Here is a 15,287-nt window from a genome sequence, read left to right on the forward strand (position 1 = left end):
GCCTAATTCGTATATCTGGTATAAAGCAAATCGCGGAGCGATGCAATATTGGTAGCCGCAGTGCGGTAGCCAAACGTGTTCATAAACAATAAAGAAATCCCGGAGGGATGCAACATCGTGCAAGCCGTCGCATCCCTCCGGGATTTGACTTTGCATCGCCATTATTTTTGTTACTACCAATATTGCATCCCTCTGGGATTTCCATTTTGCTCGGCTATTATCAATTTAATCCAATTTACCTCCGGACACAAACTGCCTGCCTTCATTAAAAATTGATTAAAAAATCGTGAATTGTCCAACAAAAAAACGGTTCGATTCTATTTTGGCATCGTTCCCGACATCGTTTGCATAAATATATTTGTCCAAAACCTTTGGCATTTCTTGCTAAACGCTAACCTTCCTTTTAGCGAAGGCGGCGTCCGTGAAAAAGATAATCAATAATTTCTTCGATTATTAATATTCCGATCCGCTTCGTCATTCACCTGAAAATTCATTTCCAGACACACGCTTCGAACCGCTTTTTTCGGCAGAATTGTACCCGTTTTTGAATGTCACTTTTGCATTAATAAATAGAATAATATAAACTGTTATGATGTATGTTTAGAAAACTACAAAGCGTATCGGCCCTGGGGCTGGTGCTCATGTATGGAGTCTTACCGGTTGGTAGTCAGCAGGTTTATGCGGGAAGCCATGCCCATATCGCGGCAAATCCGGTGGTTTTGACAGTTGGGAAGGAAGGGCCGAATGCTGTTTTGGACATTTCGGGCAAAGTGACGGGGGATAATGGAGAAGAGCTTCCTGGCGTCAGTATTTTGCTGAAAGGAACGACGACGGGCGCTACGACGGATGCAAATGGTTTGTACAAAATCACGATCCCAGCCGGAAACGCGACGCTCGTTTTTTCTTATGTGGGTTATATCAGTCAGGAAATTGAGGTGAGTAACCGCTCGGTGATCGATGTGAAACTGCTGGCGGATACGAAGGCGCTGGAAGAAATTGTGGTCGTGGGTTACGGAACGATGAAGAAAAGTGATGTGACGGGGGCGATTACGTCGGTGAAGGCGAAGGATATTACGGCGATTCCGACTACAAATGCGCTGAGGTCGTTGCAGGGGAAGGTTTCAGGGATCGACATTACGCAGAGCTCTGGTCAGCCGGGTGCGGATATTAACATTGTTTTACGCGGAAATAGGTCGTTACGGGCTGATAATAAGCCGCTTGTGCTGGTGGATGGGATTCCTTACGGTTCTTTTATTGACATTAACCCCACGGACATTGCGTCGATCGAGGTTTTGAAAGATGTGGCTTCAACTGCGATTTATGGAACGCGCGGTGCGAATGGGGTCATCATTATTACCACGAAAAAGGGCTCGTCGGGCAAGTCGACGCTGTCGTTTAATTCCTATGTGTCGATGAACAAAAAGGCGCTGTATCCGCGGATGATGAACGGGGAGGAATATGCGCAGCAAAAACGGGAGGCTTACCGGACCACAAACGGCGATGTTTACCGGAAGGATGAAGATATTTTCCAGGTTACCGAATTGCAATACATTAAGGATAAGCAGTTTGAAGATTGGCAAAGCTACATTTTCCACAACGGCTTAATGCAGAATTATGAGATCAACCTCACTGGCGGCAGCGAAAAAACGACATTCTCGACGTCATTTGGTTATCAAAAAGATAAGGGCCTGCTGCTCAATGATGTATATCGCAGATTGAATGGTAAGATCAGCGTGGATCATCGCTTGAATGACCGTTTTCGGGTGGGGTTAAGCGCGATTTATTCTTACAAAAATCAGGATAAGCGCGATAATCCGCTGAATATGGCCAACAAAATTCTTCCTATTGCGAAGGCTTTTAATGATGACGGCACGTTGATCCTGAACCCTGCGCCTGGTTACAGCGCGCAATTTACGCCGCTGGCCGACGAGCAGCCGGGCGTTTTTGTAAACAACATTGTGGACAAACGCCTGTTTTCTTCGGCTTACCTGGATGTGAAAATTACGAATGATCTGTTTTTGAAATCAACGATCGGTCTGGATTTCAGGGACTTCCGTCGCGGATATTACAAAGGTTATAACACGGTTGCGAATGCGGGCCGTAACTCGAACTCGGGGGTTGAGATCAATAATTACTTCAATTACACCTGGGAGAACACATTAAATTACAACAAAACCATTGGTAATCATCAGATCCAGGGCCTGTTAGGAACGAGTTCGCTGGGGACCAAATATGAGGAATACACATCTTCCGGCAACAACCAGGCGTCGCCGATCACTTCTTACCACGACCTCAATTCCAACACCATTTCCAAAGCCATCGGCAGCCGGTTGCGGGAAACGACCATTGCATCGTTTTTCGGAAGGGTTAATTACAAGTTAAGCAACAAATATATTTTCCAGGCGTCGCTGCGTGCGGATGGATCTTCGGTTTTGGCCGCAGGGAACAAATGGGGCTATTTTCCTTCCGTGTCGGGAGCTTGGCGCGTGATCGAGGAGCCGTTTTTACAGGATAGCAAGGTTTTCAATGACCTTAAATTGCGCGTCAGCTGGGGAAGATCGGGGAATTCGACCATTGATCCTTATGCTACAAAAGGCGGTTTGGGACTTTCTGCGTATGCTTTCGGGACGAGCGCGGCATTTGGTTACTGGCCAAGCGTGATCCCGAATCCAGCATTAACCTGGGAAACAACGGGCACCTGGAATGCCGGTCTGGACTTTGGGTTGGCCGGAAACAGGATTTCGGGAACGATCGACGTTTACCGCTCACGGACGCGTGATCTGCTGCTGCCCAGCTTGCTGCCGACGCACACGGGTTACAGCGAAATCCTCGAAAACATTGGTCAGGTTGAAAATAAGGGGATTGAGCTTGCAATAACGACGCAAAATATTGCCGGCAACGCATTCAACTGGTCTACGGACTGGACGTTCACGCTGAACCGCGAAAAGATCATTGCCTTAAATAATGGCGTAACACGCAATGAAGCTAATAAGTGGTTTGTGGGCGAGCCTACGAAGGTGTTTTTCGATTATAAAAAGATCGGCATCTGGCAGTTAGGGGAGGAGGAAGCTGCCTTGGATTTTGGACAAAATAAGCCGGGCGATGTAAAAGTGGCCGATATGAACGGCAACGGCGTGGTGGATCCGGGTGACCGCACGACATTCTCGAATGTGCCAAAATTCTCTTTCGGGGTCAATAACCATTTTGAATACAAAAACTTTGACCTCAGCGTGTTCGTCTACGGCCGCATCGGACATTATATCAATTACGAATATAATGCTGGCGCTTACAAGCCGAGTGCACTGGAAAACTCTTCGAATGTAGATTACTGGACGCCGGAAAATCCGACCAATGCTTTTCCAAGGCCAAACAGCTCATACTCAACCACAAATTATTTGTATCAGTCCACTTTGGGTTATGTCAAAGGCTCGTTCGTGAAAATCCGGGATGTGTCGTTGGGCTACAACATTCCTTCGGCTTTGACCAAAAAGATCGGAGTGGGCCGGGTTCGGGTTTATGGAACGCTGCAAAACTATTTCACTTTCAGCAAGATCAAGGATTACGATCCGGAGCGCGGCGGCAATTTGGATTTCCCGCTGGTGAAGCAGATGATCTTTGGTGTAAACATTGATTTTTAATTCAAAAACAGACATTCCAATGAAAATAAAATTAACGGCCTTACTCGTGGCTTTTTCGCTCGTGGGGCTCACTTCCTGCGAAGACTATCTTTCCGAAACCAATAAAAGCGGCCTGACCGAAGACCCTTTTTTCCAGACGGAACTGGGGATAACAGCAGCCGTAAATGCTTCTTATTCAGGTACAAGACTCTGGTATGGCAAAGAATTTCCATCCGCATTTGCCGAAACCGGCACCGATCTCTTCCTGCGCGGCGGTGATAACAAGGCCAATCAGATTTCGGATTATACTGTCGATCTGAATGGTGCTCAAACGAATTTGAAGGATTACTGGGGACATTTATATAAAGCCTTAAACACTTGTAACACAGCATTGAAGCTGCTCCCCGCGCCGATTTTGTCGGAAGCGATGAACAAGCAATATGAAGGCGAAGTGCGCTTTTTGCGGGCACATTACTTGTGGCTCATCACCGAAACCTGGGGCGATGTAGTGCTGCAAACAGAGCCAACTGCAGGTGCCGTTACTACTGCAAAGAGGTCGAGTGTAGAGGATTTTTATAAGGTGATTTTTGCTGATCTGGACATTGCAATCGCAAATCTGGCGCCCGCGAAATCGACAAACGGCCGCGTTACGCAGGACGTGGCAAAAGCATTCAAAGCCAGAATGGCCCTTACCCGTGCGAGTTCGACCAACAATGCTGAGATGTATGCGTTGGCGGCCACATTGGCCAAGGAAGTGATTGCATCGGGTCGCTATGCCTTATTTTCTGATTTTAAATCGCTTTGGGATATGAAAAATTCCGAAGGCGGCACTAATTCCGAGGTCGTTTACTACGTGAATTACACCAATGACGACACCATGAACGGGGATTATGATGCGGCCGCGGGCAAGGGCAATAACAGCCATTTGCATTACATTATGGTGTACGATAAGCAGCCCGGGATGGAGCGGTCGGTTGCGTACGGGCGTCCTTACCAGCGCTATGTGCCCACATTGCATTTGCTCGATTTGTTTGACGAAAAGGTCGATCAGCGCTATGCAGGCACTTTTCAGACGGTTTGGCTTGCTAATATGGCCAATCTGAAAGCCGGAACGGTGAATGGTTATCCTAAGATGGCTTTTGGCGACACATCCATGGTTTTCATGAAAACGGTGGCTACGCCCGCACAAATTGCAAACGCGGCAGGTCGTTACAAAATCTTCGACCGCAACACCATGTATAAGGAAGACGGATCGCTGCTGTTAAGGTCTCAGTTTATTCAAATGAGCAAATTAATGGACCCAACCCGCCTGACGGCCAACCAGGAATGGAGCGCACGCGACGGGTTTGTGATCCGGATCGCCGAACTATATCTGATTGCCGCGGAAGCGTTGATGAAGACAAATCCTGCCGAAGCGCTGACTTACATTAACGATCTGCGCAAAAAACGTGCGATTCCGGGTAAAGAAGCGAGTATGACGGTCGCAGCCAAAGACCTGAACATTGATTTCATCCTCGACGAACGCGCCCGCGAGCTGGCAGGCGAACTGCTCCGCTGGTACGACTTGAAACGGACTGGTAAACTGGTAAGCTATGTTCAGAAATACAACATGGACGCCAAAGCGAACATTAAAGAAACCCATAATCTCCGCCCGATTCCGCAAGTGCAATTGGATGCGATTACGAATAAAGACGAGTTCAAACAGAATCCAGGTTATAACTGATTGTTTTTTAAACATTAATTATCGGAGAGGGAAGCCTTATGAGCAGCCGCCAGACGGTAGCCGCCCATAAGGAATCCCTCTCCGATTTACGTAAGCCGCTCCGCATCCAGCCGGAATCGTACAACCGCTGGGTGTAATTGCTAACTTTGGTCCCGATCGTAGAACACGGTCAAAGTTGGCGTAAGTAAATTAGTCATTTTTGAATGCATAAAAATCTTCACAAGGCAGGCATAATCGTTGCGGCTTCAATCCCTGTTTTTATTTTGCCTGCCCGCCTGTCAGAAGGGCAGTGGAATGACCCGGTAAACCTGATCGGCTCGGAAATTGTCATCTTCTTTATGAGCCTCGCTTGCTGGTATTGCATCAATTATATCCAACAAAAACAAGGGCGCTGGGCAGGGTTAGTTCTTTCATTGCTATGCTGCTGTGTGCTTTCGAATGTGTTTTATTTTACATTCAACCCCATTTTCAAAGATTTTCCATTCAGGACAGCGCCAAACCCATTAGGGATCAAAATCCTCATGCTTTGCAGCCGTGGCATTCTTATGAGCGTTATCCTGATCCCGGCGGCCTATTTTCTTAAAAGAGACGCGGAAACGCGCTTTCAGCGGAAGGAACTTGAGCGGCTCGCTATTGAAAAAGTTAAAATTGAAAACCGCCTTCTCGAGCAGGCCGTTATGGAACGCACCCAGGCTCTTCAGCAAGCATTAATCTCGTTGGAAAAATCGCAGGAAGATCTTGAACATCAGTTATATATCCAATCACGCCTGGTCGCCTCCATTACCCATGACATTCGCGGGCCATTTGGCTTTCTGATAGTTGTTTCCAAAGAAATTTCCCGTTTGGCGGACGCGAAAGATTACGCGCCTATACATGAATATAGCACCGAACTGCACAAATCACTGGAAACGATGATGGGTTTTGTGGAAAACCTGCTGGACTTTACCAAGCTTCCAGTTCATCAGAAGCTGGCTATAACCGAACAGGTAAATCTTGCACAGCTTGTAAAGGATAAGGCGGATTTGTTCGAGGGAATTATCAGGACACATGGCAATGGGCTTGATATAGATGTTGACCCATCCATTCACATATCCAGTAACCCGAATCTTTTGGGGATTGTGTTGCATAATTTGATTGACAATGCAAACAAACACACGCTAAACGGGAAAATAACGGTTGCCGCTTCGGTAAAAGGGAACGAAGCCCTGGTCATGCTTCAAAACACCGGTAATACTGTCCCCGATAACATTATGCAATGGCTGAATTCTAATGCAGGTTCAGATGGTGCATACCCGCCGCTGGGTATGGCCGAGAGACTGGGAATCGGACTGATTCTTGTGAAGGAAATTACGTCGCTTCTGAAAATCAGACTGTTGATGGAATCCGTGGAGCAGGTAACAACGGTTACCCTTACATTCTCCCAGGATCAAGCATAGTGGGCGTATTGCCTCATCTTTGACCAGGAAAACTTGTAAGAATAAGAAAATTCAATTTCCAAAAATCCTCAAATCCGTAATTTCACCCCGGTGAGTTTCCAAAAACTCGCAGAAGGACTTGATTTGCAGCATTTGAGCGGAAAAATCCATTGAATGATCATATTCTTCCTGATAAACATCTTTAAAATCCGTAATTACATATTTCAGGCTGCGGATTCCTTTGCCGCGTAATGCAGGAAGGTAAAAATTCTGATGGCTTGCTGCATAACACCCTGGCTGATAGTTACTTGTTGTTTTAATGTCGACAGCAACCATCTTGCCAAGCACATCCACATAGCCATAAAGCAGCACATCCTCAACCTGATATTCGCAATACACCTGCGTTTTCAGCATCGGCCGGGGCAGGAGTGCGCGTACGCGAGAAAGGATTTCAGGGTCAAATTCCTCTTCGTCAATGCCTTTGATCACCGCTTCCTCGAATGAAACACCTTTCCGCTGCGCTTCCGTTTGCGGGACTGGCAGGCGGTTCACACTATTAAGAAGCTCCGTTTCAGTGATATAGCCCTTTTCGAATCGGTCGAAACGGTTAAGTAATGTTGGATAAAGTTTGTATTTGACAGCGTTTGAGAACATTATGGACTTCTGCTAGTGGGATAATTTAAAACGATAGGCCAATGTTACGGCAATAAAACTGAATTTGTCATTGGGTGTATCACTATATGATTCACTTTCCTCCGCATTGATCAGCCGCACGCCGGAAGTTGCATCGAGCTTATCTGTCCTCACAAAATAAAAACGATAATCAATGCCGATCTTCCAATGTTGAAACAATTTGTAATCGAGGGAAGTGCCTAATGGCAACATCCCTTCACGTGTTTTTTTAATGTTACGAAGGCTTTTGGGCCTTCCCCATCTCAGGAAATGCGGATTGCGTGCGCTCAGTTTGCTATTGGTAAAACGGAGCAATTGATTGTTGTCAAGATCAAAAGCATTGGCATTAAAATGAATAAGACCCAACCCTCCATAAACGCTGAAATCAGCATTACCCGGCTCAAAATGGCTGAATTGTTCCGTCAGATTCCATTTTACAAACACTTCCACGCTATTAAAAGCATTGACAAACCAGGAATTAAAAAAATACGTGTTCTGACCGCCCAGTTTGCCTGAATGGTAATCGAGATGCAGGGAAACCTGTTTGTTATAAGCCCTGCCAATACCAAATCCCGAAATGCTGCGCATATCCTGCTCATTCATTTCCCCAAAAAACTGTGTTAATCCGGCATTACAACTTAATGTAAAGGGTTGATAATCATTCCTGTCGTAAGTTTTTTTCTGGCTGATGCCATTGGACGAAGCCACGCGCCGCGTTTGCGCTTCTGCCGCTAATGTGGCCGTTACCAGCAGGGCAGCGAGTAAATATTGATGCATGATTGACAACCGATTAACTATTAGTCCTGAGTTGATTCTCCGTTTAGACGCAGGTTTTTGGTTTCGGTCACTATGGCATTTGAATAACCTCATTCAGGCAGTCAGAATAACAACATTTATCTGTTAGTTTTGTTTAATTGTTATATCAACAGCAGAGCGAAATGAGTGTAGTACCATATAAGGACAAAGAGGGCAGCAAGAGGGAGCAAGTGGCCGAAATGTTTGACAATATTTCACCAAAATACGATCTGCTGAACCATCTGCTTAGCGCGGGAGTGGACATTTATTGGCGTAAAAGGGCCATTAAGCTGCTCAAAAAACAGGCGCCGAAAGTGATTTTGGACATTGCAACGGGCACCGGTGATTTCGCAATAGAAGCATTGGCATTAAAGCCCGAAAAGATCATAGGCGTTGATATTTCGGAAGGAATGCTGGCTGTTGGCCGGGAAAAAATCGCCAAACTCGGGAAGCAGGACATCATTACATTACAAAGCGGCGATTCCGAAAACTTGTCTTTCGAGAGCAATTATTTCGATGCAATCATCGTTTCGTTTGGAGTACGCAATTTCCAGAATTTGCTGGTCGGACTGAGCGAGATGAACCGCGTGATGAAGCCAAACGGAACTTGTGTGGTGGTTGAATTTTCCAAGCCGCGCGCCTTTCCTTTCAAGCAGTTTTATAATTTTTATTTCAAATATATATTGCCATTGATCGGTAAAAGCGTTTCCAAAGACAGTTCGGCGTATACATATCTGCCCGAGTCTGTTCAGGCGTTTCCGGATGGGGAAGCTTTTCTTGAAATCTATAAAAAAGCAGGTTTTATCAATACCAAATGCATTACACTTACCTTCGGGATTTGTTCGATTTACATAGGGCAAAAATAATATTAGGCATTCTTTTGCTGCTGATGGCGGCTCAGGAAGTGAAATCACAGGGAATAGGGTATAGGCGCCGTCATTTGGAATTTTACGATGACAAGCCTATCCATTACGGTATCCTTTTCGGCGTGCCATTCACCCGCTTCAATATCAAGCACAGCAACGATTTTGTCTCCAAAGACTCCGCTTTCGTAATCCAATCCCCAACCAACGCGGCATTCCGCATGGGCTTTATCGTCAATGCATTTCTGACGGACCATTTCGACATCCGCACCACGCCTTCGGTCTCCCTATACGACCGGAATGTCAAGTACAGTTACCCTAATGGCATCGAAAAGATTGAAAAGCGTGAATCGACCTGGATTGAGATTCCTTTGTTGTTGAAATACAAATCCTTACGCAGGGTAAATTCCAGAATGTATATGCTTGCCGGCTTTACTTTGGGTTTGGAAACCAATGTAAAACGAAACCGGGGCGGCGGCCAGCTGGATACAAAATCGAGTGATTTCTCGCTTGACTACGGCATTGGCTACGAGCAGTTTTTCGAATTTTTCAAATTCGCGCCAGAACTGCGGTTTTCTCATGGGTTAACCAATGTTTTCAACCCTTCTAAAAATTCATTAGGGACCGGGATCAATAAATTGTCCACGCACACGGTTACATTGTATTTAAATTTTGAATAAAATGTGCCTTGATCTTCAATGAATTGCAATTTTTTTAAATTTTTTTTATCAAAAAAGTTGCAGAGAAGATTTTCGTCCTACATATTTGCACTCCCAAACGACGGGGAAAAAGGGAGTTTAGCTCAGTTGGTTCAGAGCATCTGCCTTACAAGCAGAGGGTCGGGGGTTCGAATCCCTCAACTCCCACGATTAAAAGAGCATCGAGCAATCGGTGCTCTTTTTTCATTTATAACTGCCCGTGCGGCGTCCGCTCGCAAGCAGAGGGTCGGGGACGGTCTAAAATTTTAATATTTTTTTACTTGAAATGTTTCCTTCCGAAACGACTTGCAGGACATAGGAGCCGGCTTGTACATTTTGAATGTCAATAAGAATCTCGTTTTGGTTATTGAATTCTTTGCGGTACAATTCTTTTCCATTCGAAGATACAACCTTAATAGTTCCTGTATTAATACTTTTCAGGTGCACGATAAACAAGCCAGTTCCAGGGCTCGGCGACACAGTGAGGTCATCGCCGACACTGTCATGTCGAACATTAATCATTTTGCTGTGAGCAAACTTGCCATCCAAATCTGTTTGCTTCAACCGATAGTAGTTGTTGCCGGGATTGGGATTTACATCCAAAAAGCGATATGATTTATTTTGGTTTGAAGTTCCAATGGCTTGGACGGTGCCTATAATTTCGAATGTCTTACCATCGGCACCGCGTTCAATGGAGAAGCTTTCACTATTTGTTTCCTGAGAAGTTTCCCAAGTCAGCAAGTTTCCTCCATCTTGTTTATTGACTGCAAAATAGGTCAGTGTAACAGGGAGCTTGCCATCGTTTTTGATGCGGGAGGCCTGAAGGAGGTATTTTAACCCGTCGTCCGTGTCTCTGCCCTCTATCCAGGAAATGATGGCACCACCTTTCATATCAGAGATAATCTGCGGGCCTGCCTGGTAAGATTCATTTGTGGCGACTTCGGCACCATTCAAAGTCCATTTTACATGACCGTCGCCGTCAATCAACTGGGCAAATATGTTAGTGTTTTCGGGGATACGCCAGTCACCCCATACCAATATTGCTCCACCGGAACCATCCTTTACTATTTTGGGAGGTTCTTTGTATCCAGGTGCAATACAAGCAACCTTGCCTGCTGTTTCCCACATCATTTGCCCATCACCGTTGATTCGCTGGACATAGACGTTGTACTCGTTCTTGCGATTATCCTGCCACGTCAATATAGCCCCATTTCTTTCATCGCTAACAAGGCGGGGAGATGTCTGAATACTAACGTCATCAATAACTCTTATCCCGTTAACTGCCCATTTCATTGAACCATCCCCATTCACCGACTGTATGTAAGTGTTGGTTCTTGCCCCTCTGCTATCTTCCCAGGCGATGATCGCGCCTCCTTCACCGTTGCTTATTAAGGAAGGATTTATTTGATGGCCTGTTGCCCCGCATACCAATATTCCATCCTTTTGCCATTGTATCTCACCAGCGGCGTTGATTTTTTGAGCGTAAATGTTTCTGTTGTATGGTGTCCGGAGATCAACCCAGGTTATAATTGCGTTTCCCATGTTATCCGTTGCAATTTGCATTCTATCCTGAATGCCTTCTGCCGTGCATAAAGGGACGCTGCCTTCTTGCCATTGCACCACTCCTGCGGAGTTCACACGTTGGATGTATAAGTCGCTCATTTCGGACCAAAATGATGTGTTAATATACTTTCTCCAGACAATGAATGCGCCACCAAGGCCGTCGCTTATAACCTGATGGTGGAAAACAGGTTGTCCGGAATATGAAACAGTCCCAATGTCAGCTTGCCAAACCAAATTTCCGGCTGCATCGTTTAATTGGATATAAAAGTTGGAGCTTCCTGGATGTGCTGATGACCTTCGGCAAATGAAAGTTCCATTTGTTTTTGGATCTCGAATAGCATTTACAATGTCCCCTAATCCATAATACTGCCCAGCTGGGGGAAACTTCAACACTCCGTTTGCATCCACTTTTTGCCCGAAGCTTTTACTTTGAGATGCATCATCGCTTTTAGTGTCCCAAACAAACACCGCCCCACCTAATCCATCCTCCATCAAATGATGTTGATTTATATAGTCAGAAGCCAGTGGAACATGTATGGTATTGTTGACTTTTGGATCGTCAACCCACTGAGCGGAGGATGTTACTGTCGACAGACAGATAAAGAATATTAGATAATGTTTTCTCATGGCCAGACGTGTTAATGTTATAGTGTATCTATTTAAGTTGTTCAAGGGCATGTTAATGTTTCATAAAGAAATCGCTATCAAATAGTTAAGGCATAAGTCAATACTTTTTTACTTATGCCCTAAACGTCAACAATTTACGGGAGTTTGAAAAGATGCCTTTAACGAACGAAATTGGATATACGTGATCAGGATTTTTCAATATTATTACCTATTTCTTCACAACTAACCGGCTCGTCTCAGTTCCATCTTTCAATCGGATACGAACGATATAATTTCCCGGTGGAAGTTTCTCAACATTAATCTGCGTTGCTGCACCACTCTTTTCAAATACTTTCAGTCCGGAAATATCGAAAATGGCGATGTTTGCAGCATTGGCACCGTCTGCCAAATGTATTAATCCATCATTGCCGATCGGATTTGGAAATATGGCGGGTTCCATACCGTCGAATCTCAGCGTTTTGATCTTGCTGTAAGCGAATGTGCCATCCGTATCTATCATTTTCAAGCGATAGTAGCCCATTTTAAGATCTACATCCCGATCATAAAATTCATATGCTTCCCCTGCTACGCTCAGACTTCGCGCCTTCACCTGACCAATTTCGATCCAGTCTTTACCGGACGTACTTCGCTCTATGATGAATTTATCGCTGTTGATCTCTGCTGCTGTCGCCCATGTCAGTAATGCATTCATGCCTTCGGCCGCAGCATCAAACAAAACCAACCGTACGGGAAGAGGATTGCCAGGATCTTCTTCTGCGAAAAGCGCTGCAAATTCATCAAACATGCCACTGGCTTTGAGCTTGCTGCTTGGAATGAATGTACCGTTTTGGAGTGACGCGTATAAAACCTTGGACGCTTGGTGATAGTGTGCAAAGACGGCAAGTGAATCCACAGCCGTGGTCAGTAAGAAATCACCTTCCCAAACATCAGCCGCATCTGCAAACACCAATTGGTCTTCATCCGGCTTCGCAGGAACATTATCGCAATCATAAACCCAGATCGTTGCTGTTGATGTCGCGCTCAAATCCCTGCGGTTTGGATAAGTGCGAACACAGGTAACTTCATAATGGTCCGCTTTTTCAGCCTGAAATGTAATCTGGTCACCGGTGGTTGTAAAATATTGATTGGATGGCAAAACCGTCCAGTTATGCACATACTGCCCATTGGAAGCATTCTTCAAGGAAACCGAAATGTTTGCTGTGTTGTCCTCGGTCGTACGCTTCTTGCCGAATGGATAGCATGTGTTGAAAGGGACGATTACAGGAATTGGCGGAACAGGAAGCGCCGGGCAGGCTGCATTGCCGGATAGCAGGCCTTCGGCGAGGCCGATTGCCGTGAAATTGGCTGATGCCACTGCCACATGCGCCGTATTTTCATCATCACCATAAATGTCTGCAAAAGGTGATTGCGCTGAACTAATGTTCCAAACATTTAATAATTCTCTCTCTGTTTGTGTAGACCTAGGCCCCTGATAATCTATTGAACTAAATGTTGGCACGAAACAAAACTCAAAATGGGTCTTCTTACCAATCAACTTATTGGGAACGCCGGATTGTGTGCGTCCACCAGGAAGAAAATCATCGTTTAAAGCACTTAGGTAAGTCCTGTTAACAGCTTTTCTATTCCATAGATGTCCCCACGAAGCGAATTTGAACACACTGCTAGCTTTATTGATATCATTGGTATGGATGTCGATATTTGTGTTTTGCAGTCCTAGTGGTGTCCAGCTTAGTAGCAATCTGCTGCCATAGTTATAGTTATTAAACAATGCACGGTCGCCCGCATCCATACTGCCATGAATTACGGCGATGTTGCGGCAATTCTCAGGATAACCGCCATTTCCGAGTGCGGTGAGTTGCGTGCGGAAACTATCAAAGTCGGCGTGCTTCATGCCCGTATTTGGATGCGCTGCCTGATGTAGCAATAGTTGCTTTGCAGCAGGTGTCCCCAATGCTTTGTAATAATTTCGCCAGCGTTTGGCAAAAAATTTGAGAATGAAGTTGGTAAGCATTGTTGGGTGCGCCTCATATGCCAGCTGCGTCAGCCCAACTGGCACATTCGCACCCTGATGCGGCGTATCGTAACAGAGCATCAGCTTTACGTGGTGTGCTTGTCCTGCATTTTCCATTTCCCGCAATGCCCACCTGGCAACCAACCCGCTCATGCTTTCACCGATAATGATAGATTCTACATTGCCGGTCTTTTGCGCGTTTACAAGTTCGATGACCGCTTTTAAGACCTGTGCATTATCCTGAATAGCAGCTCGCCCGTCGCTGTAATCGAGCAGTACCAGATCGTAACCTTCAATCAAAAACTGGTTGAGCGGATCTTTATAATTTGTTTCAATGGCATCGAGATTTACATCCTGCCCCATGTCAAAACCTTCTGCAATAATGATGGGTTTGTCAAATATTTGATCACATCCTTTAATAATGCGAATGGTGCCTCCTGCCAATGCTGTTCTGGCAGATGAATCCGAAGCGACAGATTGAAACGGCTTTGCAGTCACTTCCATTTCCATGTAAGGTTTTAGGCGTTCCATTTGCCTTACATTCACTTTCGTTTCAAAGAGATAATTAGTATTACCAATGGCAAAACGAATTCTTAGGCTATGCTCGCCGATCGAATTAAAACGATGGGGAATTAACTTCTTTGTTACCGGATAAGCGGTAAAGCCTCGCCCGTCATTGAAATCAATCTCCACAGAATCGATTTTGTCAGCATGGTTGTCAATGTTTAGAGCTTCGTCCAGTAGAAAAGAAACATCGGACTGGTACAAATCTTCCTGCATTACCGCTGCAGATACGATTCTTACCTTTTCATATTTCGCAAAATCTACCGATTTTCCGGCTTTTTTAAGTGCTTCGTTTTTATTAAGCGCACCATCAGATAGATAAATGCCTTCGAGATTGATAAATGCAATCGGGATGATATTGCTTTTTGTAAGTTTTGCGGCATCCGTTTCAACAAGTTTTGCAAGTTCCGGAAGCCGATCCTGAGCGGGCCTCAGGTCTGTATCGACCAGTCTCTCATATAAATTCTGCCATTCCTCGGAAGACACCGGCTCAGGAGTTTTTCCTTGTTGTCTGTTTAAATTTTTGAAGTAATCAATTTCATTTTGATTAGTTAGGCCAGCATTAAGAAATAGCATTTGCCCAAGGCCGGAGAGCTCTAGACTGTTGAGTTTTTGTTGCCGGAGCTGCTCGTAATCCTGAGCAAAAGTGATAGAAAAGACAAAAAGGAGGGCTGGAAGAAGACAATAGCGTCCTTTCCTTGCAGCAGCTGCAAAGTGATACATTTTAGTGTATGATTAA

The 15,287-nt window shown here is 45.3% G+C and carries 9 protein-coding genes and 1 tRNA gene; 6 read left to right on the forward strand and 4 right to left on the reverse strand.

Annotated features, from left to right (window positions below):
• The first annotated feature begins 596 nt into the window (after positions 1 to 596).
• From LZG74_RS01030 to LZG74_RS01040, 3 genes are all read left to right on the forward strand, one after another.
• Positions 597 to 3,638 carry a TonB-dependent receptor gene (locus LZG74_RS01030; RefSeq protein ID WP_233794805.1) on the forward strand — a complete coding sequence of 1,014 codons (3,042 nt, stop codon included), beginning with the start codon at positions 597 to 599 and terminating at the stop codon, positions 3,636 to 3,638.
• Positions 3,639 to 3,657: 19 nt separating this feature from the next.
• Positions 3,658 to 5,340 (forward strand): RagB/SusD family nutrient uptake outer membrane protein, encoded by a 1,683-nt coding sequence (locus tag LZG74_RS01035; RefSeq protein ID WP_233794806.1) that lies wholly within the window; start codon positions 3,658 to 3,660, stop codon positions 5,338 to 5,340.
• Positions 5,341 to 5,543: 203 nt separating this feature from the next.
• Positions 5,544 to 6,776 carry a HAMP domain-containing sensor histidine kinase gene (locus LZG74_RS01040; RefSeq protein ID WP_233794807.1) on the forward strand — a complete coding sequence of 411 codons (1,233 nt, stop codon included), beginning with the start codon at positions 5,544 to 5,546 and terminating at the stop codon, positions 6,774 to 6,776.
• Positions 6,777 to 6,827: 51 nt separating this feature from the next.
• Here LZG74_RS01040 and LZG74_RS01045 read toward each other — a convergent pair whose 3' ends face one another.
• The gene (locus LZG74_RS01045; RefSeq protein WP_233794808.1) at positions 6,828 to 7,409 is read right to left on the reverse strand and encodes a hypothetical protein; all 582 of its coding nucleotides are present in this window, start codon (positions 7,407 to 7,409) and stop codon (positions 6,828 to 6,830) included.
• Between the two features lie 12 nt (positions 7,410 to 7,421).
• Complete coding sequence (locus LZG74_RS01050) at positions 7,422 to 8,204, reverse strand: hypothetical protein (protein ID WP_233794809.1); 783 nt, start codon at positions 8,202 to 8,204, stop codon at positions 7,422 to 7,424.
• 161 nt (positions 8,205 to 8,365) lie between these two features.
• On the opposite strand from LZG74_RS01050, the gene ubiE reads away from it, so the two are divergent.
• The 3 genes from ubiE (at position 8,366) to LZG74_RS01065 (ending at position 9,951) form a co-directional block, all read left to right on the forward strand.
• Positions 8,366 to 9,088: a bifunctional demethylmenaquinone methyltransferase/2-methoxy-6-polyprenyl-1,4-benzoquinol methylase UbiE gene (ubiE, locus tag LZG74_RS01055; RefSeq protein ID WP_026629415.1), complete on the forward strand. Its 723-nt coding sequence runs from the start codon at positions 8,366 to 8,368 to the stop codon at positions 9,086 to 9,088.
• Positions 9,089 to 9,111: 23 nt separating this feature from the next.
• Positions 9,112 to 9,765, forward strand: a complete 654-nt coding sequence (locus LZG74_RS01060; protein WP_233796319.1) for a porin family protein — start codon at positions 9,112 to 9,114, stop codon at positions 9,763 to 9,765.
• Between the two features lie 111 nt (positions 9,766 to 9,876).
• Positions 9,877 to 9,951 (forward strand) — tRNA-Val (locus LZG74_RS01065).
• Positions 9,952 to 10,041: 90 nt separating this feature from the next.
• On the opposite strand, the gene LZG74_RS01070 is transcribed toward LZG74_RS01065, so the two are convergent.
• Together LZG74_RS01070 and LZG74_RS01075 are read right to left on the reverse strand one after the other, a co-directional pair.
• The gene (locus LZG74_RS01070) at positions 10,042 to 11,973 is read right to left on the reverse strand and encodes a T9SS type A sorting domain-containing protein (protein ID WP_233794810.1); all 1,932 of its coding nucleotides are present in this window, start codon (positions 11,971 to 11,973) and stop codon (positions 10,042 to 10,044) included.
• Positions 11,974 to 12,181: 208 nt separating this feature from the next.
• Positions 12,182 to 15,271 (reverse strand): T9SS type A sorting domain-containing protein, encoded by a 3,090-nt coding sequence (locus LZG74_RS01075; RefSeq protein ID WP_233794811.1) that lies wholly within the window; start codon positions 15,269 to 15,271, stop codon positions 12,182 to 12,184.
• Positions 15,272 to 15,287 lie beyond the last annotated feature (16 nt).

The organism is Dyadobacter sp. CY327 (genome assembly GCF_021390415.1).
In the GTDB taxonomy this organism is placed as follows: Bacteria; Bacteroidota; Bacteroidia; order Cytophagales; family Spirosomataceae; genus Dyadobacter; species Dyadobacter chenhuakuii.